At 45.6% G+C, this 24568-nt stretch carries 23 protein-coding genes and 7 tRNA genes; 23 read left to right on the forward strand and 7 right to left on the reverse strand.

What is annotated here, in order from left to right; genetic code table 11:
• The first annotated feature begins 411 nt into the window (after nucleotides 1-411).
• From ybgC to EMM73_RS09930, 15 genes are all read left to right on the forward strand, one after another.
• On the forward strand, nucleotides 412-834 hold the full coding sequence (gene ybgC / locus EMM73_RS09860) for a tol-pal system-associated acyl-CoA thioesterase (protein ID WP_127686274.1): 423 nt from the start codon (nucleotides 412-414) through the stop codon (nucleotides 832-834).
• Nucleotides 809-1492, forward strand: a complete 684-nt coding sequence (gene tolQ, locus EMM73_RS09865; protein WP_127686275.1) for a protein TolQ — start codon at nucleotides 809-811, stop codon at nucleotides 1490-1492. Before ybgC ends, tolQ begins: the two co-directional genes overlap by 26 nt.
• A complete protein-coding gene (gene tolR / locus EMM73_RS09870; protein WP_008899232.1) occupies nucleotides 1492-1923 on the forward strand; it encodes a protein TolR in 432 nt (143 codons plus the stop codon). The genes tolQ and tolR overlap by 1 nt, the downstream gene beginning before the upstream one ends.
• 1 nt (nucleotide 1924) lies before the next feature.
• Entirely contained in the window at nucleotides 1925-2830 is a 906-nt protein-coding gene (gene tolA / locus EMM73_RS09875) for a cell envelope integrity protein TolA (protein WP_186435175.1), read from the forward strand.
• Between the two features lie 4 nt (nucleotides 2831-2834).
• Entirely contained in the window at nucleotides 2835-4184 is a 1350-nt protein-coding gene (tolB, locus tag EMM73_RS09880) for a Tol-Pal system beta propeller repeat protein TolB (protein WP_127686277.1), read from the forward strand.
• A gap of 42 nt (nucleotides 4185-4226) precedes the next feature.
• Nucleotides 4227-4733, forward strand: a complete 507-nt coding sequence (gene pal / locus EMM73_RS09885) for a peptidoglycan-associated lipoprotein Pal (RefSeq protein ID WP_046520642.1) — start codon at nucleotides 4227-4229, stop codon at nucleotides 4731-4733.
• Nucleotides 4734-4754: 21 nt separating this feature from the next.
• Nucleotides 4755-5612 carry a tol-pal system protein YbgF gene (ybgF, locus tag EMM73_RS09890; protein ID WP_127686278.1) on the forward strand — a complete coding sequence of 286 codons (858 nt, stop codon included), beginning with the start codon at nucleotides 4755-4757 and terminating at the stop codon, nucleotides 5610-5612.
• A 346-nt stretch (nucleotides 5613-5958) separates the two neighbouring features.
• Nucleotides 5959-6034, forward strand: a tRNA-Lys gene (locus tag EMM73_RS09895).
• Between the two features lie 26 nt (nucleotides 6035-6060).
• Nucleotides 6061-6136: transfer RNA gene (locus EMM73_RS09900), tRNA-Lys, on the forward strand.
• 16 nt (nucleotides 6137-6152) lie between these two features.
• Nucleotides 6153-6228 (forward strand) — tRNA-Lys (locus tag EMM73_RS09905).
• Between the two features lie 26 nt (nucleotides 6229-6254).
• A tRNA-Lys gene (locus tag EMM73_RS09910) sits at nucleotides 6255-6330 on the forward strand.
• Nucleotides 6331-6346: 16 nt separating this feature from the next.
• Nucleotides 6347-6422: transfer RNA gene (locus EMM73_RS09915), tRNA-Lys, on the forward strand.
• Between the two features lie 21 nt (nucleotides 6423-6443).
• Nucleotides 6444-6519, forward strand: a tRNA-Lys gene (locus EMM73_RS09920).
• A 78-nt stretch (nucleotides 6520-6597) separates the two neighbouring features.
• Nucleotides 6598-7656, forward strand: a complete 1059-nt coding sequence (gene nadA, locus EMM73_RS09925) for a quinolinate synthase NadA (RefSeq protein WP_127686279.1) — start codon at nucleotides 6598-6600, stop codon at nucleotides 7654-7656.
• Nucleotides 7657-7771: 115 nt separating this feature from the next.
• Nucleotides 7772-7861 (forward strand) — tRNA-Ser (locus tag EMM73_RS09930).
• 299 nt (nucleotides 7862-8160) lie between these two features.
• On the opposite strand, the gene EMM73_RS09935 is transcribed toward EMM73_RS09930, so the two are convergent.
• Nucleotides 8161-8856 carry a 2OG-Fe(II) oxygenase gene (locus EMM73_RS09935; protein WP_127686280.1) on the reverse strand — a complete coding sequence of 232 codons (696 nt, stop codon included), beginning with the start codon at nucleotides 8854-8856 and terminating at the stop codon, nucleotides 8161-8163.
• Nucleotides 8857-9125: 269 nt separating this feature from the next.
• On the opposite strand from EMM73_RS09935, the gene EMM73_RS09940 reads away from it, so the two are divergent.
• Entirely contained in the window at nucleotides 9126-9377 is a 252-nt protein-coding gene (locus EMM73_RS09940; RefSeq protein WP_127686281.1) for a DUF4282 domain-containing protein, read from the forward strand.
• Nucleotides 9378-9436: 59 nt separating this feature from the next.
• Here EMM73_RS09940 and EMM73_RS09945 read toward each other — a convergent pair whose 3' ends face one another.
• The gene (locus EMM73_RS09945; RefSeq protein WP_127686282.1) at nucleotides 9437-9694 is read right to left on the reverse strand and encodes a hypothetical protein; all 258 of its coding nucleotides are present in this window, start codon (nucleotides 9692-9694) and stop codon (nucleotides 9437-9439) included.
• 93 nt (nucleotides 9695-9787) lie between these two features.
• Nucleotides 9788-10573: a CLCA_X family protein gene (locus tag EMM73_RS09950; RefSeq protein WP_127686283.1), complete on the reverse strand. Its 786-nt coding sequence runs from the start codon at nucleotides 10571-10573 to the stop codon at nucleotides 9788-9790.
• 147 nt (nucleotides 10574-10720) lie between these two features.
• Between EMM73_RS09950 and EMM73_RS09955 the strand changes: the two genes are divergently transcribed.
• The 3 genes from EMM73_RS09955 (at nucleotide 10721) to EMM73_RS09965 (ending at nucleotide 14494) form a co-directional block, all read left to right on the forward strand.
• Nucleotides 10721-12022, forward strand: coding sequence for a polyamine export protein PaeA (locus EMM73_RS09955; protein ID WP_127686284.1), 1302 nt, complete (start codon nucleotides 10721-10723; stop codon nucleotides 12020-12022).
• 123 nt (nucleotides 12023-12145) lie between these two features.
• Complete coding sequence (locus EMM73_RS09960) at nucleotides 12146-13327, forward strand: MFS transporter (protein ID WP_127686285.1); 1182 nt, start codon at nucleotides 12146-12148, stop codon at nucleotides 13325-13327.
• 81 nt (nucleotides 13328-13408) lie between these two features.
• Nucleotides 13409-14494 (forward strand): glycoside hydrolase family 5 protein, encoded by a 1086-nt coding sequence (locus EMM73_RS09965; protein ID WP_222422641.1) that lies wholly within the window; start codon nucleotides 13409-13411, stop codon nucleotides 14492-14494.
• Nucleotides 14495-14946: 452 nt separating this feature from the next.
• Here EMM73_RS09965 and EMM73_RS09970 read toward each other — a convergent pair whose 3' ends face one another.
• The 3 genes from EMM73_RS09970 to yegD form a co-directional block, all read right to left on the reverse strand.
• A complete protein-coding gene (locus EMM73_RS09970) occupies nucleotides 14947-15645 on the reverse strand; it encodes a pseudouridine synthase (protein ID WP_127686286.1) in 699 nt (232 codons plus the stop codon).
• Nucleotides 15646-15664: 19 nt separating this feature from the next.
• The gene (locus tag EMM73_RS09975; RefSeq protein WP_127686287.1) at nucleotides 15665-17110 is read right to left on the reverse strand and encodes a DEAD/DEAH box helicase; all 1446 of its coding nucleotides are present in this window, start codon (nucleotides 17108-17110) and stop codon (nucleotides 15665-15667) included.
• Between the two features lie 150 nt (nucleotides 17111-17260).
• Nucleotides 17261-18565 carry a molecular chaperone gene (gene yegD, locus EMM73_RS09980; RefSeq protein WP_127686288.1) on the reverse strand — a complete coding sequence of 435 codons (1305 nt, stop codon included), beginning with the start codon at nucleotides 18563-18565 and terminating at the stop codon, nucleotides 17261-17263.
• A 446-nt stretch (nucleotides 18566-19011) separates the two neighbouring features.
• On the opposite strand from yegD, the gene EMM73_RS09985 reads away from it, so the two are divergent.
• The 4 genes from EMM73_RS09985 (at nucleotide 19012) to EMM73_RS10000 (ending at nucleotide 22584) form a co-directional block, all read left to right on the forward strand.
• The gene (locus EMM73_RS09985; RefSeq protein ID WP_222422642.1) at nucleotides 19012-19548 is read left to right on the forward strand and encodes an RNA polymerase sigma factor; all 537 of its coding nucleotides are present in this window, start codon (nucleotides 19012-19014) and stop codon (nucleotides 19546-19548) included.
• Nucleotides 19538-20071, forward strand: a complete 534-nt coding sequence (locus EMM73_RS09990; RefSeq protein ID WP_127686289.1) for a hypothetical protein — start codon at nucleotides 19538-19540, stop codon at nucleotides 20069-20071. The genes EMM73_RS09985 and EMM73_RS09990 overlap by 11 nt, the downstream gene beginning before the upstream one ends.
• Nucleotides 20072-20085: 14 nt before the next feature.
• Nucleotides 20086-21042 (forward strand): DUF4097 family beta strand repeat-containing protein, encoded by a 957-nt coding sequence (locus tag EMM73_RS09995; RefSeq protein WP_127686290.1) that lies wholly within the window; start codon nucleotides 20086-20088, stop codon nucleotides 21040-21042.
• Between the two features lie 210 nt (nucleotides 21043-21252).
• Complete coding sequence (locus EMM73_RS10000) at nucleotides 21253-22584, forward strand: DUF4397 domain-containing protein (RefSeq protein ID WP_127686291.1); 1332 nt, start codon at nucleotides 21253-21255, stop codon at nucleotides 22582-22584.
• Between the two features lie 303 nt (nucleotides 22585-22887).
• Here the strand turns inward: EMM73_RS10000 and EMM73_RS10005 are convergent, their stop codons facing one another.
• On the reverse strand, nucleotides 22888-24351 hold the full coding sequence (locus EMM73_RS10005) for an OmpP1/FadL family transporter (RefSeq protein ID WP_127686292.1): 1464 nt from the start codon (nucleotides 24349-24351) through the stop codon (nucleotides 22888-22890).
• Nucleotides 24352-24568 lie beyond the last annotated feature (217 nt).

A 24568-nucleotide genomic window follows, 5' to 3' on the forward strand; every position in this document is an offset into this window, starting at 1 on the left:
GCCGCCATTTTAGGGAGTTAGTGCAATTACTTCAAACTAGAAAAATTGAGAATTCAGATTAATTTAACTAATCTGAATAAATATATATCAAGTGTGAATTTTAATGGGTTTGAGATGAATTTTGCGATCTAGGCCTTTAAAATTAAGGTAGGCTGAACCGGCATGAGAGTTGTTGCGAATTACTAATTTTTACAGAAAAAAATTCTAATCATAAGATTTAGCCATTAAACGCTATTTTTTGCCTGTCCATCGTAAAGGTGAAACTTTTCATACAAGTAACCATCTTAAATTTTTGACCCGATTTCTGGAGTAGCAACCTAAAAATATTTTAACGAGGAAAGGTCTTGCCCTGTTGAGTTCGGGATTGGCCTCCAATATGATAGCGACCAATTTGGCTGCCCGAATATAGTGATGCTTGAGGTGTTTGAATTTCCAGTCAGAGTATATTACGAAGACACTGATGCCGGTGGCATAGTATATTACGCTAACTATCTGAAATTTTTTGAAAGAGCCCGAACTGAATGGCTTCGAAGCCTTGGTGTCGAACAAGACGTATTGCTGAGCCAGGATATAGGTTTTGTCGTAAAAAGTATTCAGATGGAAAACCACAAGCCAGGGCGGTTTAATCAGCTTTTATTGGTCAAAAGTGAGATTAAGCAGTTGAAAAAGGCCAGTTTGGTTTTTTGGCAAGAAATCTACAATGCAGATGCAGAGCTGCTTTGTTCAGCGCAGGTTAGTATAGCCTGCGTAAAATTATCATTAATGAAAGCGAGTGCGATACCTCGCGACGTTTTAGGGGTGTTATCAGGTGACAGGCGGATTATCAGTAATTGATTTAATTCTTCATGCTAGCGTTGTCGTTCAGCTGGTTATGTTGATGTTAGTGGGTATGTCTGTAATGTCCTGGGCCATGATTATCCAACGCAATAAGGCTCTGAGTATTGCAGTGGAAGAAACTAAACAATTTGAAGATAAGTTTTGGTCTGGTATTGATCTATCCAAGCTTTACAGTGAAGTAAGCGGTAAAGTCACTGTGACAGGGGTGGAAGCTCTGTTCAAGGCCGGTTTTAAAGAGTTCGCCCGGTTACATAAAAATAGCCGTCAATCTGCTGCTGTCATGGAAGGAACTCAGCGTGCTATGCGTGTGGGCTTGTCTCGCGAAGTAGAGCGTCTGGAAACTCACTTGCCTTTCCTTGCTACTGTCGGTTCTATCAGTCCATACATAGGTCTGTTTGGTACTGTCTGGGGTATCATGAACTCATTTATTGCTTTGGGTGCAGTACAGCAAGCCACACTTGCTATGGTTGCTCCGGGTATTGCGGAAGCCCTGATTGCAACAGCTATCGGTTTGTTCGCTGCTATCCCGGCTGTAATTGCTTACAACAAGTTTTCTCATAAAGTTGAAATGCTGGAAAGTGCGTACGCAAACTTTGTTGAAGAGTTCGCCAACATTTTGCACCGTCAGGCTATGGCCAACGGAGAAAACAACTAATGTACGTCCGCAAAAAGCGCCGTATGGTGGCAGAAATCAACGTAGTTCCTTACATTGACGTGATGTTGGTTTTGTTGATTATTTTTATGGTAACAACGCCTATTATCACACAGGGTGTAAAAGTTGAGCTACCTAAGTCGGATGCCGAACCTATAGAGCAAATGAAAGATGGTAAAACACCGCTGGTGGCTACTGTAGATGAAGGCGGTTTGTATTATTTTGAAAAAGATGGCGTGAACAAAGGCCCATTCAATGCGCAGGAAATGCAGTTGGAAGTGGCTGGCACTTTGCAGTTAGAGCCTGGCACCCAAGTCATTATTAAAGGCGATGGGCGTGTTAATTATTCTGCCATTATCCAGTTGTTGAACTTGCTGAAAGATGCAGGAGCGCCTTCCGTTGGTTTGATGACTGACGATGTGGAGCAGAATTAAGATGGAACCAGCGTTTAAGAAGTCGCTGATCATCTCGGGTGCTTTGCACCTTTTGGTTGTCGTGCTTTTGTTTGCCAATTTTAATTTTTTTAAAAGCAAAGAAGTTTTAGTGGTACCTATGCCTGGTGATCTGAGTGCGCCTTTGAATGCAACAGTGGTAGATCAGTCACAATTTGACGAAATGAAGGAAAAAAATCAGCTGAAAAAGCAGGCTGAGGAAAAACGTCTAAAAGACCTTGAAAGAAAAAAACAGCAGGAAGAACGTGATAAACGCCTTGAAGAACAGCGCCTGAAGAAACAGGAGCAAGAGAAAAAAGAAGCTGAAATCGCTGAGAAAAAAGCGGTGGAAGAAAAGAAAAAACAGGCTGTAGAAAAAGAGAAACAACAAAAACTTGCTGCTGAGAAGAAAAAGAAAGATGACGAAAAGAAAAAACAACAGGAAATAGAAAAGAAGAAAAAAGAGCAAGCAGCAAAAGAAAAGGCCGCGAAAGAAAAAGCAGCCAAAGAAAAAGCTGAAAAGGCAAAAGCAGAAAAAGAAAAACGTGAACGCGAAGCTGCAGAAGAAATGCTGGCAGAGCAGTTGGAGGAGGAAGCTGAAGCACGGCGGGCAGCGAAGGCCGGTCAGATTTTGACAGAGAAGCAACGTTATCTGGCAATGATTATTGCGAAAATCCAACAAAATTGGTTCGTAGACGATACAATGCGTGGCAAAGAGTGTCGGGTAAATATTCGGTTAGCCAGCAATGGTTTTGTGACCTCCAGTTCTGTACTGGGTGGAGACAGAGCGCTTTGTGAATCGGCAATGCGTGCAATACAAAAGGCGGGTAACTTCCCTATGTCGCCAGACCCTGATGTATACGATGCTTTGAAAGATTTAACAACAATTTTGAGACCAGAACTGAGATAACAATATGCTGAAGTTGATAGGAAAAGCCTTGGCCGCATTTGCCTTGGTCATAAGTGCGCAATCGTATGCCAGTTTAGAAATTGTCATCACAGATGGTGTGGACAGTGCCCGCCCTGTTGCCATAGTGCCTTTTAAATTTGAAGGGAATACGCTGCCGAACCAGCGTATCGCAGATATAGTGTCTGCAGATTTAATGCGTAGCGGAAAATTCAATCCTATTGCAGTAACCCGGATGCCACAACAACCGGCCAACAACAAAGAGATCGACTATCAACGCTGGATGAAGCAGGGCGTAGAAGCTGTGGTAACGGGCAGTATCCGTGAGGTTGGTGTTAACAGATATGCCGTGCGTTTTGAATTAGTGGATGTGTTTAAAGGTGCTGCTGGAGGCGGTTCTTCGTCGGCCATTATTGGCGGCCAACTGACTACAGGTTTGACACATGTGTTGGACGCAAGGGAAACCACTATTAGTGGTGACCAGTTCCGCCAGTACGCTCATCGCATCAGTGATATTGTGTATGAAAAGTTAACAGGGGAGCGGGGCGCCTTTTTAACAAAAATAGCCTACGTACTGGTAAGAGATAAAGCTGATTTCCGTTATCAATTGGTGGTTGCTGATTACGACGGTGAAAATGAACAGGTATTATTAAGAGCCAAAGAGCCATTAATGTCTCCGGCCTGGTCACCTGATGGCACTAAACTGGCCTATGTCACTTTTGAAAAACGTCAGTCACAAATTTATATTCAAGATATTTATACGGGCCGTCGCAGTATACTGACCAGTTTCAAGGGCATTAACGGAGCCCCTAAGTGGTCACCTGATGGGCGTAAAATGGCTATGGTGTTGTCAAAAGATGGTAACGCTGAAGTCTATGTGATGGATATTGCGACCAAAGCCTTGACAAAGTTAACTAACCATAGGCGGATCGATACTGAACCTTCATGGTCTCCGGATGGTTCGAAAATCATTTTTAGTTCAGAACGTGGTGGTAATCCGCAGATATACAGTGTAAATGTAGCTACAGGTGTTACTGAAAGGGTAACATTTGAAGGAGATATGAATTTAGCAGCCTCTTACACACCAGATGGTCGTGGTATTGTTATGGTCAATAGAACAAATGGCCAGTATAATATCGCCCGCATGGATGTCGAGAGTCGCTATATGCAAGTGTTGACTCGCACTTATCTGGACGAGTCACCAAGCATTGCGCCTAATGGCTCAATGATAATTTATAGTACTTTGTACGGTTCGTCACAAGTACTGGCACTGGTATCTATGGATGGGCGTTTTAAAGCACGGTTACCGGCGGCAAATGGTAGAGTAAAATCTCCAGCTTGGTCACCATTTTTATAAAAAACAAAAATTTGGTTAATTGATATATTAAGGACAACAATTATGAACTTGAACAAAGTTTTAAAAGGCTTGTTAGTTGCGGTGCCAGTGTTAACTCTAGCTGCTTGTAGCTCAACTGATGAAGTTGCTGCTACTGATGCAAACACTGGTGCAAACACTAACCAAGTGGTTGAACAAGGCCTGTCAGCTGAAGAATTGCTGCGTCAGCAATTAGAAGCTCTGCGTCAGGACAACACTATTTACTTCGACTTCGACCAGTCAGCAATCCGTTCAGAATTCGCTTCTGTTCTGGAAGCTCACGCTGCTTTCTTGCGCGCTCGCACTAACATCACTGTAACTGTTGAAGGTCACACTGACGCTCGTGGTACTCCAGAGTACAACATCGCGTTAGGCGAACGTCGCGGTCAAGCTGTGACTCAGTACTTAGCTAACCTGGGCGTTGCTGCTGGCCAAATGTCAGTAGTAAGCTATGGCGAAGAGAAACCAGCTGTTGAAGGTAACGACGAGAGCGCGTTCTCTAAAAACCGTCGCGCTGTTTTAGTTTACTAATAACTGATACGAAGCAAAGCAGTGAAAAAATTTTTAGTTACTGCGCTTTCTGTTATCAGCATTGCCTCGTGGGCAGATCCGGCTCCTGTAGCCGATCTGTCCCGCGCTGGCGGTGGCGCTACCCAGACTCCAAAATACGCCTCCACGGCTGACCGTATAGCTGCGCTGGAACGTATTGTTGAGGCCAGAGCCAATGCTCAGGTTGCGATGCAGCAGCAAGTGTCCGCATTATTAGACGAAGTGTCTGAACTGCGTGGCGTTACTGAGATGCATTCCTACAAATTAGAAGAAATATTACAACAACAACGTAATATTTATCAGGAGATAGACCGTAGACTTGGTCAAGGAGCTAATACAGCAGCCAGCGCTGTGACTCCATCCTCAACCAGTAGCACCACATCTGCACCAAGCCAGGAGCCCATAGGGAATCCTGCTGCTCTAATCAATACAGCGTCCGATTCAACTGAATCAGCTGATAATAGCGGTGTTGAAATATCTTCTAGCCCTTCGGAAAACGAATCTTATGAAAGTGCTGTAAATTTAGTGCTGAAAGATCGCAATTACGATGCAGCTATTCCTGCGTTTGAGAATTTTGTCCGTTCTTATCCAGATTCCAGTTATGCGCCCAACTCTTACTATTGGCTTGGCCAGTTGTTTTTTACAAAAAACGAACTGTTGAAAGCTAAGGCTCAGTTTGAGCGTGTAGTCGCACAGTATCCGCAATCTGGAAAAGCTGCGGATTCTTTGGCAAAACTAGGTCAGCTTGCAGAGCGAGAAGGTGATGTAGCGGCAGCCAAGCAGTTTTATCAACTTCTTGTCAGTAAATATCCCCAATCTAAGCCAGCAAAAGCAGCCAAGACTAAGTTAGAGAGTCTGTAACTCAACTTTTGTTTTTAGTAAAAACCCTGGTCATGGCCGGGGTTTTTTTATGGGAGTCATGCTGTCCCCTACAAAGGCCGTTACATAGTTGAGTAATAGTGCGTTATTTTTAGCTTTGGTAGTAGTTAAAAACCAGATGAAAAACCGCCAATAGGAATGCGCTGAGAATTTTTGGCAGGATTTTAGGCGGTCATTTTCTGTATATAAAAACGACTGTCTGTCGCAGAATGGCTCAGGTCAGGTATTTTGTGCTGGCATTTTAAGCAGTTGAACAAAGAAAATGGCCTTTCTGGTAATTTTTGGTTGCGCTGGAAATTTAAATAAGTAAGATATGCGTCCGCGGCAGGGGTCATTAGCTCAGCTGGTAGAGCAGCGGACTTTTAATCCGTTGGTCGATGGTTCGAATCCATCATGACCCACCACTCCCGCGCCAGGTACATTTTGAATTGGGTCATTAGCTCAGCTGGTAGAGCAGCGGACTTTTAATCCGTTGGTCGATGGTTCGAATCCATCATGACCCACCAATTCAAAACCTACTCTGGGTCATTAGCTCAGCTGGTAGAGCAGCGGACTTTTAATCCGTTGGTCGATGGTTCGAATCCATCATGACCCACCACTTCCGCGCCAGGTACATTTTGAATTGGGTCATTAGCTCAGCTGGTAGAGCAGCGGACTTTTAATCCGTTGGTCGATGGTTCGAATCCATCATGACCCACCAATTCAAAACCTACTCTGGGTCATTAGCTCAGCTGGTAGAGCAGCGGACTTTTAATCCGTTGGTCGATGGTTCGAATCCATCATGACCCACCACTTTTTCGATTCTCCTTGCATGGGTCATTAGCTCAGCTGGTAGAGCAGCGGACTTTTAATCCGTTGGTCGATGGTTCGAATCCATCATGACCCACCATGCAATCATCGTCTTCTGTGTATTTACTGCCAAAGTTTTTGTGTATAATGCCGCACTTTTTCAAACCGGGTGGCCGTTATGGATCAAGCACTGCACTTCAACGAACTTGACTTTGTATTCCCGAAAAAACCTTTGCCGCTGAATGCGGATCAAAAAGCTGCGTACAAAGAACGTATCAAGATTTTGTTACAACAACGTGATGCTGTGCTTGTAGCGCACTATTACACAGATCCTGAGATTCAAGCTCTCGCCGAAGAGACGGGGGGTTGTGTGTCTGACTCGCTGGAAATGGCACGCTTTGGCAATAAGCATTCAGCTAAAACCCTGATCGTTGCCGGTGTTAAGTTTATGGGCGAAACCGCCAAAATTCTGAACCCGGAAAAAACTGTGTTAATGCCTACTCTTGATGCGACTTGTTCACTCGATTTAGGTTGCCCTGCAGATGCCTTCAGCGCCTTTTGCGATGAGCATCCTGATCGTGTTGTGGTGGTGTACGCCAACACTTCAGCTGCAGTCAAAGCTCGTGCGGATTGGGTAGTGACTTCGTCTATTGCCTTAGATGTGGTTGAGCACTTAGATAGCGAAGGCAAAAAGATTTTATGGGGGCCAGACCGTCATTTGGGCGCTTATGTGCAAAAACAAACCGGAGCCGACATGCTGTTATGGCAAGGCGCTTGTATTGTGCATGATGAGTTTAAAGCCAAAGCGCTGGTGGAGCTGAAAAAGCAATATCCAAATGCTGCTGTGCTGGTTCACCCTGAATCACCAGCCAACGTGGTTGATTTAGCCGATGCGGTTGGCTCTACCAGCCAGTTGATCAAAGCCAGCCAGACCATGCCAAACGACACCTTTATTGTGGCAACAGACAGGGGCATTTTCTACAAGATGCAACAGGCTATGCCAGATAAGACCTTTATCGAAGCTCCAACGGGCGGTAACGGCGCAACGTGCCGTAGCTGCGCTCATTGCCCTTGGATGGCGATGAACGGTCTGAAGGCGATTGAGGACGCTTTACTGCAGTCTGAAGGTCACGAGATATTTGTTGACGCTGATTTACGTGAACAGGCGTTAATCCCGCTGGACAGAATGCTGAACTTCGCAAAATCAGCGCAAATGCCGGTAAAAGGCAACGCTTAAGGCGTTTATAGTGAGTTTTGCTGAAAATTCCAGCAAAAGAACGGGGCTTTGTATTTAACAGTTGCACGGCGCGGTGAATTTCAATAGGATAGCCGCGCTTGCTGCAGCAAGCATCGGAGAGATGGCTGAGTGGCTGAAGGCGCACGCCTGGAAAGTGTGTTTAGGTTAATCCCTAACGAGGGTTCGAATCCCTCTCTCTCCGCCAGATTAAATGAAAAAGCCCCGGACGAAAGTCCGGGGCTTTTTCATTTAATCCGGAGAGCGAGGTCTTGGTTCGAGCCCTAAGTTCGACAAATTCGCCCGGAGCGAATTTGGACGCGCTTTAGCGCGGCCCGCAGGGCCAGCACCACGGATGGTGCTGGCAATCCCTCAGCACGCAAGTCCGGGCCTTTTTCATTTAATCCCGAGGCGCTGCTGTCGCGGATTAAACCTGGGGCCTATTGAGACGTGGCAATCCCTCTCTCGGAGCCAGTTTGTTTCGCCCCCTTAGTTTTGCTAACCCCATCACTCCGACCAATACCAACTAGTCACGTTGTAGCGATACGCAGTGGTACCTTTACTAGTTACGGTCTTGACCCAATGTTCAGAACCTTCTGATGAGGGATCAAAGAGTACACAGCGGTTATACAAAGGCGGGATAGTCACAGTCTTATCATCCTTACCCATAAAAACCAGCTCTCCGCCCTGTTCAGTACTCCAGTTCCTATTTAGATACAGCAGCATGCAGATTTCTCTGCCCGGTGAATCATCGGCATGTTGATTGACAAAATCTTCAGCGCTTAAGCGAAAAAAATTAGTATTCACTTCAGGCTTGGCAACATGAATGTCTGTGATCTGGACATCAAAGATCTTAGAGAGCAGCGCCATAAACTCTTTGCTTCGCAGATACTGTAAAAACTCCTGAGCAATAGCGCACTGCTTATCATCTGGGCCTGCTTTGTGACCTTGCCACAGATCCCGCTGCACAAAGCGTTCTGAGTCAGGAGTTGCATGCCATTTGCTGTCATCGAGGTATAAAGCCGAGTAACTGTGTTTTTGTGTTTGCCAATAGTGTTCATGGTGCAACACGGCGCAGATAGCATCTAACTTTTGTGGCTCAAATAAGCCATCTATCACTATATGCTGAGGAGTGGAAGCCGCCAGGGTCTTTCGATACCTGCGGATTGCTGAAGGGATAGTTTGCTGGTCGTTCAGCCACATTTAAAAACTCGCCTCTAAAGTGAGATAGTGCTTCAAAAATTCGATCATACAATATTTTGACACTGGACTATCAGCGGACATTAGCATTGGGGCTTTTAGGTAGCCCGAGCCTGAATAAAGATTCAGGTTCTTGTGTAGCTATTGAACGAATTCAATGAATTCATTACCTTATAATTAGCCATTACCGATAATGGCGATAAAGAATCCTGGTTTTGGCTTCACCAGAGTCAGGGAGACAGAACTCTCGGAATTTATAAAAGGACGTCCTGATGAAAAGTATTTTTTTCTTTGACTCTATGTTAACCCCAAAAATTATTACTGTGATCTATTGGTTCTTGCTGGTTGTTGCTGTTTTCAGTGGTGTAGCTGCCATGTTTTCTGATTACGGTGGTGGTTTTCTGACAGGATTAGGTATTTTGATTGGTGGTGCTATTGGTGCCCGAATTTGGTGTGAGTTGTTGATCGTATTATTTAAGATCAACGCTAATTTGCAAAAAATTGCGGAAAAGAGCGAACAGTAAAACTCTTTACTTTTACCAGGTGCAGCAAGTCAGCCAGAGGCTTGCTGTTGCTTACAAGCTTAACCAACCCGCCATTCCAGGCCGTAACGGGCAAATAACTCGGCATCTTTGGCAAACCACAGTTCAAAGGCCTGTACATCATAACCTTCTTGTTGAGCCAGTCTGAAGATCCTGACAGAAAGCTCCAGTAAGTCACGATACTGCCAGGCTTTACCCTGATAGATTACCGCTAAATCAGGCTGTTCAGCCAATATCTCTATCGCTTTCATGGTCTGATTTAAACGACGTAGTTCTTCTGTGCGCCATGTTGTGTTCATCTGCTTCACCCTTTGGTCAAAATACTGTCAGTCGTTCTGTGCTTGCAGAATACTTATCAATATTTGTGCCATGGCGTTTGGCTCCAGACAAATTTAACTCAGCGCGCGGCCCAGTAAGGAAAAATAGCCCAGCCAGTGCTGAGCCAACACTGACGATAAAGCTTGTTCCGGATACAAGCCTGCTTTCGCTGCTTTGCTTTTTAAGGTGCCGCTGACCAAAAAGCTATTTTTAAGCTGCTGCTGTTGCAACATATGCTCAAAAGCACGCGCAGCCAATTCTTCCGGTTTGGCGTAATAATAAATGCCATGGCTTTGGTCGAAGGCGGCGGAAGTTTTAACGTAGCTATTAGGTTCAGTGCCAGTGGCAGATAAAAACAAGGCAGCAAAACTTTGATCCAAATAGGTATTGAGCGGGTGAGGGGACACTGTGGCATTGTTGAGCCAGCTTGAACTGGCAAAAGCTGTAGTGGGTAGTTCATCGGTAAATAATTTGCTGCAAATATAATGGTCAAAGGCATGAAACCACTCATGCGCTAAGCTGCCACCACCGGCATTTTTAGCCAGCGCCAGTAAGCGACCCTGCGGCTGATAAAAAGCGCAGCTACCTTGCTGGCCACCAATACCAAAATTCAGACTAAGGCTTTGATTCAGCGAAATCACCTTTTCTGGCACCTGTAGGAGCAGCATCAGGTCGGATAAAGTGTCAAAAAACAAGTTAGCCGCCAATTGTTGTTCTGCTGCTGTGACCCAACGGCCTATTTTAATACTTTGGAAACCAAAGACTTTTACTATGTCCAAAAAGCTGACATCAGCACCGGATCTGTGTTGTGGGCCGTTACGAAAATAAGCCTGCTGTATGCGAGGTACTAAATCGGTCATAGGGTAACTGGTTCAAATTTAAACATTTTTTGAGTGCTTATGCTGGGAAAACCAAGTTTAGGTCGTATACTGACAAGCGGTATAGTGGTTTTCAATACAACTTGATGGCTTTTCTGTACCAAAGCCCATTATCAAAGAGTGATTTTTATGTCCCTGCTAGAGAATTTACTGATTATGTTACTGTTGATCAGTGCCAGCGCTTTCTTTTCTATGTCTGAAATAGCTTTAGCTGCTTCCCGTAAAATCCGCTTAAAACAGCTGGCCTCAGACGGTGAACCCCGTGCTGCGTTAGTGCTGCAATTACAGTCAAACCCTGGTAGTTTTTTTACCATAGCTCAAATTGGCCTGAATGCTGTGGCGATATTAGGCGGTATTTTAGGTGAAGCGGCTTTTACTCCTTATATTTTAACCCTGCTGAATTTAATTTTCGAACATCCGGCGAATGAGAGTATTGCCTTCAGTTTGTCAGTGTTTTTTGTCACTGCTCTGTTTATTTTGTTTGCCGACTTGATGCCCAAACGCCTGGCGATGTTAGCGCCTGAAAAGGTTGCTATATCAGTGGTCAATCTGGTGTTGTTGATGCTGGTTATTTTTAAACCTCTGGTCTGGTTATTTAATAGTTTGGCTAATCTGGTGTTTAAGCTGTTTAACGTGCCCACTCAGCGAGTCGATCAAATTACGCCAGAAGATATAGTGGCCATGATGGATGAAGGTGCTCAGGCAGGTGTCTTGCAGCAGCAAGAACGAACTTTGCTGGAAAACGTGTTTGATATGGATTCCCGCACTGTGACCTCCGCCATGACAGCACGCGAAAGCTTGATTTACTTTAATTTAAAAGAAACGGCAGATAGCATTAAAAACAAGATTGCCGAACATCCGCACGCCAAATTTATTGTTTGTGATGACAGCCTGGATAAAGTAGTGGGTTATGTCGACAGTCGGGACATCTTGATGCAGGTGTTGCATCAACAGCCTATTAATTTACTGAAAGAAGGCATGATCCACACCCCTTTGATCGTACCTGATTCGTTGTCCCTATACGAAGTATTGGCGCATTTTAAGTCCAGTGGTATCGACTTTGCTGTAGTGCTGAATGAATATGCTTTAACCGTTGGTATGGTGACGTTGAAAGATGTGATGAGCATTGTGATGGGTGAGCTGGTGAATTCAGACGAAGAGCAAATAGTGCAACGTGACGAGGCGTCCTGGTTGGTGGAGGGCTTAACGCCACTGGATGATGTGATGCGGGTCTTTGATATCGACACTTTCCCTGATGACGAAAATTACGAAACTATTGCTGGTTTTATGATGTATATGCTGCGGAAAATTCCAAAGCGCACCGACTTTGTGGTTTATCAGGGCTACAAATTTGAAGTGGTAGACATCGACAGCTACAAAATTGACCAGTTGCTGGTGACTAAAGTCAAAGTGGCAGAGCAAGGCGAGTAGTTTTGGGGTCAGGCCAATAGTCGTTTGAGTTAAAGCAAAGTAAATTTCTGCTTATTCGCTGTATACTTAGCCATCTGTGATGAGCCAGAACTTCTGACTCGGCGTTGTTGATGATTGAAAGCCATGATTGAGAAAAAAACACCTGCTTTTTACGCTGCCAGTTTTGCGCTTTGTCTGGCTGCAGTCTTTGTGTTTGCCAACCTGCATCTGTTGCAACCGCTTTTACCGCTGTTAAGTCGTGAGTTTCAATTGACGCCACTGCAAACCAGCTGGAGTTACGCTATAGGTACGCTGGCTTTAGGCTTGTCTTTACTGGTTTATGGCGCTTTATCGGATGCTTATGGCCGTCGTACTTTATTGCTCTGCAGTCTGGGCGGTATGGCGCTCAGTACGCTGGCTCTGACTCAGGTCGAGTCTTATCAGTCGCTTTTAATACTGCGTGCTTTGCAGGGGTTTTGTTTAGGCGGCTTGCCTGCTATTGCTATAGCTTACATGGGCGAGGAGTTCAGTAAAACCGCTATGGTAGTGGCTGTTGGCTATTATATCAGTGCGAATTCACTCGGCGGTATCAGCGGGCGGCTGTTGTCCGGCTGGTTTGCAGAAATGAATCACTGGCAATGGGTATTCTGGCCTATGGGGCTTGGTAGCGCACTGTGCACCTATTTGGTCTGGCGTTATCTGCCCAAATCCAGTTATTTTCAAAAACAGCCGTTTCAACTGAAACAGGCAATGGCAGACAATTGGTTTCATTTGCGCCAGAAGGTATTGTTACTGACCTACCTGATTGGTGGATTAAACTTCTTTGTTTTTTTAAATCAGTACACTTTTGTGGCATTCCGGCTGGCAGATCCGCCTTACCTGTTGTCCAGCGGTTGGATAGGTTTGTTGTTTGTCACCTATCTGACTGGCACCGTTGGTTCAGCTTTGTCAGGTAAAGTCGGGCAGAATATTCATCCTGCTCTGGGGATGATGCTGGGCATACTCATTATGATGCTGGGTACTGTTATCACTCTGCTTCAAGGCTTGCCCTGGATTGTCGCAGGCTTTTTTATCAGTGCTTTTGGATTTTTCCTTTGCCACTCTCTCGCCAGCAGTTGGGTGAATCAGCAGGCACAGAAGGCCAAAGCCAGTGCCAGCGCTTTGTATTTGGTGTTTTATTATCTGGGTGCGAGTTCGGGAGGCTTGTATTTGTCGCCGTTCTGGCAGCACTGGGGCTGGAACGGGGTAGTGCTTGGGTCAGTACTGATGTTTGGCTTAACTTTGCTGCTTAGCTTTTTTTTGTACCGCCAACCTCTTAACCGATGAGTTACTGCTCTGGCTATAGTTGTGCTTCAGCTCCAACACCAGTAAGCTGGGGACTGAAACAGGTTACATAGGAACCAATAGATGAACTCACTAACCCTGATGGCTGGCGTGATAATGTTTTGTATCAGCAGCCTGCAACAGGCTGTGGCTGAAGAAGTACTGCAACAGCGTTTTTCTGATGCGCCTGCCCAGTTTAAATCAGCGCAGCAGTTACCGCGTATCACTATTGAAGGTCATCAGTTCGTCAAACCAGACGGCAGCGTTTTTGTATTCCGGGGCCTGGCTTTGGCTGATCCTGCGTCCCTGGACGAACGCGGGCAGTGGGGCCGCGGCTATTTTGAAAAAGCCAAAGAGTGGAATGCCAACGTAGTGCGAATTCCTGTGCATCCGCAAGCCTGGCGCACCAAGGGGGAACAAGACTATTTACGCTACCTGGATGATGCTGTGCGCTGGTCCTCGGAGCTTGGGCTCTATGTTATCATCGACTGGCATACGATAGGCAATATGCTCAATGGCGTGTACCACAGAGCAGATTACATCACATCCAAAGAAGAAACCTTCAGATTCTGGTATCAAATTGCTAACAGATACAAAGGGAATCCGACCGTGGCTTTGTATGAGTTATACAACGAACCCACTAATGCCGGTGGCCAGATGGGACTGATGCCATGGTCAGATTACAAGCGGCTGATGGAGGAGTTGATTTATATGATCCGCCAGATTGATGATGCTGCCATACCTTTGGTGGCGGGCTTTGACTGGGGTTATGATTTGTCTTATGTCAAAGACCAGCCCATAGCAGTTGATCGGGTCGCCTATGTGACTCACCCTTACCCACAAAAACGTTCTGGGCCTTGGCAGGAACAATGGCAGCAGGATTGGGGTTATGTTGCCGAACGTTACCCTGTGATTGCTACTGAATTTGGTTTTATGTCCGCTGATGGGGCTGGCGCGCATGAGCCCGTGATTGGCGATGAAACTTATGGTAAAGCCATTATTGAGTTTTTTGAACATCGCGGTATTTCATGGACGCCTTGGGTGTTTGATGTGCTGTGGACGCCAGCGCTGCTGGACGATTGGAATTATACGCCGAGCCGTCAGGGACTATTCTTTAAAGCTGAATTGCAGCGTTTAAATCAGCCACAAGATGCTGCTATGGCGCCCTGACTTTAGTCTAGGTGGCTGTAGCTTTCCAGACCCGGTTTAATGCAGCTTGTGCCAAAACTTTTCAGCTTTGGCATCAATAGCTGATTTCAGCAGAATTGTAGTTATCTAACCTGAACTCGGGATAAGCCGTGCCACTGAACTGACATCTTTTCGCGCCTCTCTGCGTTGCTCCGTCTGGCTATAGCTTGCTGTGGCGTACGACAAAGCGCCTTGATATCAACAAAAATCTGTACATTCAGTCAGCAAAGACTTTGTTTGCTTGACGTAACAATGTTACTTCGTTGATTTAATTCATTAAATCGAAAAAAGTCGACACTCATTATCCCGAGTTCATATATTTAAAGACAAAAGCTGCCCTGAGACAGGCAAAAAAACAAATAGGTTTGACGCTTACTTCTTTAATCTATGTTTTCAACCACCTGATAAAAATTCAGTTTACAACAGAAATATCCTCAGAACCCACTTGAGTTGCCGCACAAGCTAAGGGCCTGAAAACAACCTTCGGCTAAATCAGCCAGGCTAAATTGTGCAAGCTGCACCCGTTTAAGCTGCACTACTTTGAAGCCCTGACTGCGGCACATATAGCGGATTTGTCGGTTTAAACCTTGGGTCAGCACAATTTCAAAACTACAGTCGCTCAGGGGGGTTACACGACATGGTCGGGATTGATAACTGTGAGGGCCTACTGTCCAGCTAACGCCAGTTGCAAGCCGAGTCAATACCTCGCTCATCAGTGGTTTATCTACTGTCACCTGGTAGGTTTTTTCGTGGTAGAAGTCAGGATGCAGCAAGCGTTGCGCCAGCTCACCGTCATTGGTCAGCAAGACTAAGCCACAAGAGTCTTTATCCAGTCGGCCAACAGGAAAGAGTCGCATCGGAAAGTGCTGCAACAGATGATACAAGCTGTCGGTTTTGTCTGGATTGAGGTTGCAGTCAATGCCTACAGGCTTGTGGTAAAGCACATAGTGTTTTGTCGTGGTGGCATGGAAAGGTTGCTGATCGACCTGGATCTGGTCGTCAGCATCGACATGGTCAATATGATTGGCTGGGCGCTGATTCACCAACACCCGGCCTTCGTCAATCAGCCTTGAAGCGGCTCGTCTTGAACAAAGGCCATGGTCGGCCAGATATTTGGCTAAACGAATCTTCATCCGCTTTGACCACTATCTTTTAAGCTGTAGCTTTTGGCTTAGGTTTAAAGCGACGACGCTGACCATTGCCATTATTGTGTTCAGCAGCAGGAGTGGCCATATGACCAGCGGCCTGAGTCTGAATACCTGGTGTTTTTGGTGCTTCAAATCGGCGTGGTGGTTTTTGACCCTGGGCCGTTTTTTGCGCTTGGCCCTGTGTTTGACCAGACTTTTGCCCCGCGTGAGCTTGAGCTTTGTTGCCTGCATTTTTTGGCTTAGCGCCTTCAGCCGGAGCTTTACGCACAGGGCGAGGCGGGCGTGGTGCTTTGGCTATGGCCACCATGGCTTCTGGCAATGGATTTGGATTGATAGTCTGGCTTGGCAGCTTAATACCAATCAAACGTTCCACCAGTTTTAACTGCGGAATTTCATCCGGAGCAACAAAAGACACAGCTAAACCAGATTTACCAGCACGGCCAGTACGGCCTATACGGTGCACGTAATCAGCAGGTGAGCGTGGCAGAGCAAAGTTCACTACATAAGGCAGCTGGGAAATATCTATACCACGGGCTGCCACGTCTGTGGCGACCAGTACCCGCAGTTCATTGGCTTTGAAATCGGCTAATGCCTTAGTTCGGGCATTCTGGCTTTTATTGCCATGCAATGCCGCAGAAGGAATACCTGCATAGGTCAGCTGTTCACTCAATCTGTTGGCTTCGTGTTTGGTTGGCATAAAGACCAACACCTGTTGCCAGTTGTTTTCGGTGATCAATTCACACAAAGCGGCCGTTTTCTGGCCTTTGTTCAGCAAATAAACTTGCTGTTCAATTTTTTCGACAGTGGTGTTTTCCGGCGTGACCTGGATCATCAGAGGGTTTTGTAACAAGCCCTGAGTTAAGCCTTTAATTTCATTACTAAAGGTTGCAGAAAACAGCAGGTTTTGGCGAACTTTAGGCAACAGCGCCAGGATTTTTTTCAAATCACGGATAAAGCCCATATCCAGCATACGGTCGGCTTCGTCCAACACCAGCATTTGCACCTGGTCCAGCTTTAATGCGTTTTGGCCCAGTAAATCTAATAAACGACCCGGAGTGGCAGTTAAAATATCGACACCACCACGCAGAGCCATCATTTGCGGGTTAATGCTAACACCACCAAACACCACATGGTGTTTGAGTTTAGGGCTTAATTCTTTGCCGTACTTTTGAATTTGTTCTTCAATCTGCGCCGCCAGTTCGCGGGTCGGCGTTAAAATCAGCGCTTTGACCGGACGAGGTTTCTGGATAGGTTGTGCTGATAAAATTTGCAGTATAGGTAAAACAAAGCTGGCAGTTTTGCCGGTGCCGGTTTGAGCGGCAGCCAACAGATCACGACGCTGTAACACAGCTGGAATGGCCTGTTGTTGAATAGGAGTAGGTTGGGTATAACCGGCCTGATGTACGGCCTCAACCAAAGCAGGGTTTAAACCCAAAGCAGAAAATGACATTAAATTTCTCAAATAAAAGCGCGAACCCCAATTGGCCCCCGCAAAAAGCCGCGCATTGTAACGGTAAAGCGCTGGCGCGACCAGCGCTATTGTCGGTTTTTTGTGCAGTTTGGCAAATTGAGTGCAATTAACTCTGCAATGAGTCAGCCATTAACCAAAGCGAAGCGAGGCCAACTTACTTAAGCCCATGGCAACTGAACCAAACTGATCACCACGGATCACTGGTACTCCGGGCAATAACTGCTGCAGCATCTGCTGAACGCCAGGCACTGCAGAAGCGCCACCTGTGACAAAAATACTGTCAGGTTTGACTCCGGCGCTTTCAACACATTGCTGGATCAACTTACTAATGCCGGATAGTTCCTGATACAAAGCGTCCATCAGTTGCTGTTGCGACAGGTTTTGTAAAAGATCCTGGTCGATACGGTCCAGTATCACATCCACTGCGGCATGCTCAGTCAGTCCGATTTTGGCTTGCTCTGCTTTTTGATTCAGGTAGTAACTTAAATGCTGCTGATAGACCTGAATAAAGCGATTTAATAACAAAGGTTCAGCGGCTAAGTCTTTTAAATCCAGCAGTTCGTCATAGGTTTTTTCGGCATAAAACCTTTCCTGCGCATGGATATCGATGATATTCACAGCGTCGCTAAACAAGGCGCCAGGCAAAGGTTTGCCATCCAGCGCCAGACTCTGGCGGCCAAAGAGTTTCATCAGGCCATAGATGGTGAGTTTTATATCCATATCCACACCGCCTATACGTTTGCCGCTGTGACCCAACAAATCGCTGCTGCGGTCAAACTTTTGGCTATGCTCTGGCCCTAAGCGGATCAGACTGATATCACTGGTACCGCCGCCAATGTCGACCACCAGCACCAGTTGTTCTTGTGTAAGATGTCGCTCGTATTCAATAGCAGCAGCCACAGGCTCGTAGGCAAAATCGACTTCTTTAAACCCAACCCGGCTTGCAGCCTGATTTAATATCGCTAAAGCCCGTTCATCGCCCAAGGCTAAATCTATGCCCTGAAAATGGATAGGGCGGCCAATCAGCACCCGTTCAACCTGATGACCTAGTTTTTGTTCCGCACCTTGCTTGATTTGACCCAGTAATAAGGTTGCGACCTGGGTATAAATCTCAGTTTGAGCTGGTGTCAGGCGACTACCTAACATCGACTTAGGTGAGCGGATAAAAACACCACCTAAAGGGTCCATGCTATAGCGCTCGTGCGCCGCTTTGCCAACCAGCACCTTACTGTTTTGCGCCAACAAACGAGTCAGACTGGCCGACAGGTAGGCATCTTCGTCTTCAGGATCACGTTGACGCTCTATATACAAAGCAGAACTTAAATAACGGCTACCATCCTGCTCCAGCGCCAATAAATGCGGCTGTTGGTCCAGCATAAAACCAGCAGCACAGTTGGATGTGCCAAAATCAACAGCAAGATAAGCAGCAGACATAGGATCACCTGTCAGAAAAAAGGGCGGCGAGTATAGCTTTATTCGGCTGCTTTGCCCACGATTTTGGCTTTCTCTAAGGCGATATGAGGATGCTTTGCATAAACTACAGTTTTTGTTTCTAAAAAGTGGTCAATCATGGGCAAGTGATACTAAACGCTGTTTTCTAGTGATGAGATGCTCTGGCCCTAAATTCAGAGTTTTCTATCAAGCTTAAGCTGTTTTGTTGAGTTTTTTCTGCAGTTGTCTTACCTGATAAAGTAAGACATAAGCTTGAGTCTGGGGGGGCTGGCATGCCAAACAAAATTTATATTAAAAATCAGTCACCCAGCTGTAGTATGTTTGACTAAATCTGGCAGGTCAGACGTTTTTTATTATTGCATTTAAACCTTTTGGGCCTGTCTGTCCGACTAAGCAGATAACAGCAGAAATAAAACAACAGGAACGGGATGTTGAGCTCTGAATGTCCGGAATATAAAGTCTTGCTTATGGATGAACTGGTGCGCTTATCACAGCAAGGCGACCTCGTGGCATTCAGACAGTTGTATCAGCAGTATTCTGGTCGGGTTTACGCAGTATGTCTGCGCTTACTGGCAGACCGCGGCAAAGCCGAAGATGCTTGTCAGGACGTTTTTGTGAAGGTCTGGCAACAACTTCACTTGTTTCGTGGTGAAAGTAGTTTTAGTACCTGGTTGCATAGTATTGCAAGTCGAACGGCAATAGACTTATGGCGTCAGGATAAACTACTGCGACTGGCCACAGAGGAATTGCCTGAATTGGCTGGCACTGAGTTGGGCCAGAGTAGGGAGTTAGAGCAATTAATTTTACGTTTGCCTCATCAGGCAAGAGCTGTGTTTGTGTTGTTTGCTATAGAAGGCTATCAGCATCAGGAAATTGCAGAGTTATTAGGCATAGCCGAAGGCAGCTCTAAATCGCAATACCACAGAGCACGGCAGTTATTACGGGAGTGGTTAGATGAAAACTGAAGATGAATTGGATAGGTTGATTGCAGGCTTAGCCTCCGAGTTAAAACCATCCCGCGATTTATGGCCAGAGCTGGAGCAAGCTTTAGTAATGCCTGAAACTATTGCAGCTAATCAGGATCAGTTCAAATCAAACCGCTGGTTATCTGGAGCTTTTGCCAGCGCTTATGTCGCCAGTGCGGCTTCGGTGTTGTTCGCTGTTGCTCTATTTTGGCCACCAGCAGCTTTGCAACCAGGCGCTGGAGGGCAAACGCCGGCTTTTAACCCACAACTAATGGATGCCGAAACTGCGATAGTGTACAGCTTTGAGCAGGCCAAAGCAGAGCAACTGGCCAGTATGAAAGCTGTCGATCCTGTATATGCAGACTGGCAACAGCAACTCGCTCAGTGGCAACAAGCCATTCAGCTGGTGCAACTGGCTTTGAAATACAATCCAAATGAAGCAGTGTTGCTTAAACAGTTACGTCAATTGTATAGCCAACAGCAGAATTACTTACAAAAGGTGGTCCGGTCGGGCCTGGTTTAATCTGGAGTAAAATGATGAAACAACAACTGATTTTAGGTCTGGCCTTGGCTGCTTTCAGCCATCATTTATGGGCAGCTGAATCTGTCAATGAAAATTTGAAAGTGGCCAATAACGAAAAAATTTATATTGAAAACATGCGTGGTGAAGTGGAGATAGTAGCAACTGCAGAAAGTCGTTTTAAAGTGTCAGGCACCCTGGATGAAAAATCCGATGGCTACGATCTGGAATCAAAAAATGGTTTTACCAGCTTTAAAGTGAAGATGCCCAATATACGTAACTACGGCAATTGGGACGATAAGGAAAAGGAAGGGTCTCGCTTAAAAATTGAAGTACCGAAAGGCGCTGAAGTTGAGTTTCAAGGGGTGAATTCCAGCATCCGAGTTACAGGAGTTCAGGGCAGCAGTAAAATTAGCACGGTCAATGGTTCTGTGTATGGTGAAAAGTTAGAAAAGTTTATTCAGTTGGAAACCGTCAATGGTGAAATTACCAGTGTGAACAATAATGGTCGTATTAGCCTCAATACAGTGAATGGCGAAATAGAAGATCGTGGCTCACAGGGTCGTTTGAGCATTGACGCTGTCAACGGCAGTATTGACACTAAGTCGTCGGCTTCTGAAGTCTCTGTCTCGGTGGTAAATGGTGAAGCTGATTTGGAATTAACCAATGTACAGCAACTAAACATGAGTTCGGTCAACGGTTCTTTAGACGCTGAACTCAAAGGCAGTATTGCACCACGAGTAGAAGCCAGTACTGTCAGTGGTAATGCCAAACTTAAACTGGATAAAACTATTGACGCTAAGTTTTATCTGGTCGCTAATGCCGGGGGGTCTATTAAGAATGAATTGACCAGTCACAAGGCGGAAAAAACTAAATATGGCCCGCGCCGTAGCCTTGAATTCAGCACTGGCCAGGGCGAAGGCAGTATCCAGATGAATACAGTCAGCGGAGCATTAAAGCTGGAAACAAACTAACCTCAGTCAGGCAGTACGCCTTGTCCCTGCTGCCTTAGGTTACCTCTTAACATCAGCTTTACATAACTTTGCAATAGCCATTTAGTGTTCAGTTATACGTGATTTGTTAAAGGCTGTTATTAACTGTTGGTGTTGGTAAAAACGCTAGGTTTTTCATGAAGCTATACATAATCTCTTGGCCAACTAACAACCAAGTTACGGGATAGCTTTATGAACATGATACAGCGTGCCAGTCGTCTGGCTTTGCCTTTGTTTTCGCTGATCGCTTTGGCCGCTTGTGGTGGCAGCTCAGATGAAAAAGCTGAAGAAGGGTTTAACCAGGGTTACGTGCAGTTTTATAACGGAGCAGCCAATAGTGCTAACAGCGCTTTGACAGTAGATGAAAAAGCGGCGGGTTCTGCTACTTTTGGCGATGCCTCGAATATGTTTACTGTGGAGCCTGGCAGTTACAAATATCAGCTAAAAAATGCGACCAGCAGTGCCCTGATCAAAGAAGCAGATATCACCCTAAACAAGGGTGAAAAGACGCTGCTGTTGATGGCTGGCGATGCGGCAAATCCTAGTATGTTGACGTTAACACACAAACGTGAAGAAAAGTTTGACGACCAGTTCCGGGTTTTTGTCGCAAACGTATCGGCTAATTATGACAAAGTAGATCTATACACCGCTGCCGAGACTGATGATTTTAGCAAAGCTACGCTGTTAGAGTCTGTAGCCACTAAGACCATTACCAGCACTGGCAAGATGCTCAAACGTGGTAAGTACAAACTTTTTCTGACCGCCGCGGGTAGCACTACACCATTTTTCGAAGCAGTTGCCTATAACTTCCAATACACCACCAGCTATGTTTTGGTCGTGCGTGACAAGTTAGGTCCTATGCAGCAGCAAGTATCGTTAGATATTGTTGGCAACTCCAGCACTGTAGAGGCTTTAGAACATCGTCTGGCGAAAGGACAGGTCAGAATTTACAACAGCCTGGATAACCAGCAAGGTCAGATCGCTATCAACAACTTACCTGTTGCAGACTTAGTGCAGGATACCCTGACTGATTATATCCAGTTAGACAAAAACGATTACAGTATTGCTGTGTTAAATGAAAACAACCAGTTGTTGTTAAACAACGTGTTGCTGACTATTAATGCAGGTCAAAGCAAGTCGGTATTGTTGTTCCGTGATGCCGAGCAAAAGGTAGGTTTACTCAACTTCATAGAAAAAAATCTGCCTCAGATTCATGAGCACGAGATTAATGTTGCGAACCTGGTCCCTGATTTCAAAAATCTGCACTTCTATTTCGTGCGTCAGAATGAAACCATTGAAAGCGCTAAGTTTCATGTCAAAGCGCTGGAGTTTAAGAAGTATGCCAGTCTAACCTTGCCCAAGGATTTCTACTCTATTTCTTTGGTGCAGGTCGCAGACAACGGTACTATCAGCTTGTTGGATAAAACACCGACGCTGCAATTAGACGCAGGTAAAAACTATATTCTGGCTGCTGAGCCATCTGCTACAGCTCCAAGTGGTTATAAGATTACCTTGGTTAAATAACCTGATGTGATGGTCTCGATGAATGTGGGATAAGCGGTGCTAATGAATAGACTTTGGTTGTTGAATATAACAATTTTACTTCTCTGATTTAATTTATTAAATCGAAAAAGGTCGACACTCATTATCTCGGGTTCAGATTAAATAATTCACTGGTAGGTGATAGGTTGTAAAGCAAAAATGGCCACAGGACGTGGCCATTTTTGCGACTGTAGCTATCAGAGCTGTTGCTCTTTTCACGCTATTAACTGCGAAAAAGAAAAAGCCACTGTTAAAACGGTGGCTTTTGATAAAAGGTTAGGTTTTTTAAAATTTATAGTTCCACTGGACAGCTAAAACCTGAGCTTTGTTACGGTAGTTGGCTTGTACACCTGAGTTATAAATACGGTTGCCATTGGCGTTGTATTCGTGCTCATCGATACTGACTTTGTTCATCCACATATAGCCATAAGCAAAGTCAACACTTTGTGCTGCGCTCAGAGCCCAGGTCGCCCCCCAGGTCCACCAAATCCGATCTGCTGTGGGTACCCGCGCTGTTTTATGGCTGGTCGTGATAGGGTTTTCGTCGTAAGCCAGGCCTGTTCTTAGCGTCAATTGATCATCGTAATGCACTGTGGTGCCTAAAGAGAACGACCAGGTGTCATGCCAATGCTCTGGGATATAGCCAATATAACCTTCTTTATTAAGGTTCTGTGGTAATTGAGTACTCAGTGAAATGCTGGGAGTGGAGTCATCGCTGACGATATCAATAGACTCAAAGCTGCTCCAGCCTGTCCAGGTAACACTGGCTTGCACAGATAAGAGTTCTGTGATTTGTTGATCAGCACTAAAAGCCAGGTTGGCCGGAGTGGTTAAATCTAGTTTGCTTTGTTCGTTCAGATAGCTGTTTGCAGCCAGTTTGCCTGTGGCCAGGCTGATGGCCGGCAGCTCTGGACGAGCCACGATAAAGTTTGGATTGCCAGCCACATTGGCGCCTGTAATAGGCGTGTTGGTAATTTCAGAATCACCTTTTAAATTGTATTTCACTGCTGAGTGATACACCAAGGCCAACTTGGTGGTACCGAGGTCAGAGTGAATACCCAGGTTGTAACCTGCAGCTACATCATCGCCATTTACTTCGTAATGGCTATCACAATAGGCTGCGTTATATACATTGGCGCCGTACAGTCCATTAATGTTGGTTCCAAGTTCACAGAGGCCTGAGTGGTCTTTGTATTTGGATAAAGTGCCTTCGGCGTAATTGATATTGATACCCAAACCTACTGACCAAACTTGGTTCAGTTTATAGGCCAGAGTAGGCTGTACCGCCACCACTTTAATTGCAGTTTCATCGGCAAAGTAGCGGCCTACCCAATCGTCATGGTAGTTGGATGACAAACCAAAAGGGGCATAGATACCGATACCCCAGCTTATAGTATCGCTGAAGTGGTCTGTGTAAAAACCAAAAGGAACCAACTCCGATAAAGTCGCTTTGCCAGAGTCGCGGCCAGATACCGCCATACCATTTGCACTTTGGGCTGATGCGTCACTGTAGCGACTGGTTGCATAGATCAGGTTGACGCCACCGGAAAAATTCGCCCCTTCTAATTCAGTTAATGCTGCAGGGTTTGAATAGAGTAAAGAGGCGTCGGAGATCTGAGCACCGCGACCTGCATAAGCGTTACCGGCAGCGCTGACGGATTGTTCAAATAGTTTATAGCCTTCGGCGAATGCAGATTGACTGGCGAAGGCAAGGCTGATTGCCAAAGGTAATGAAGCTTTTCGTAACATTATTTGTGTACCCTGTAATAAATTTCGCGGCATTATAGGGGGACAAGGCCTTAGAGTACATGCTCTAAATCTGGCATATCGCGTTACTGGTCGGATCTTTGATTGACTAAAAAGTAGTGAAATTTGCCAAAGAATAAAGATAAACTCAGCCAGGTTTTTATTTTCTAATTTTATGATGTTGTTTTTAAAAGGATTTTAAGTACTTTTCGAAATGGCA

It is taken from the genome of Rheinheimera sediminis (assembly GCF_004005375.1).
Classification (GTDB): Bacteria; Pseudomonadota; Gammaproteobacteria; order Enterobacterales; family Alteromonadaceae; genus Pararheinheimera.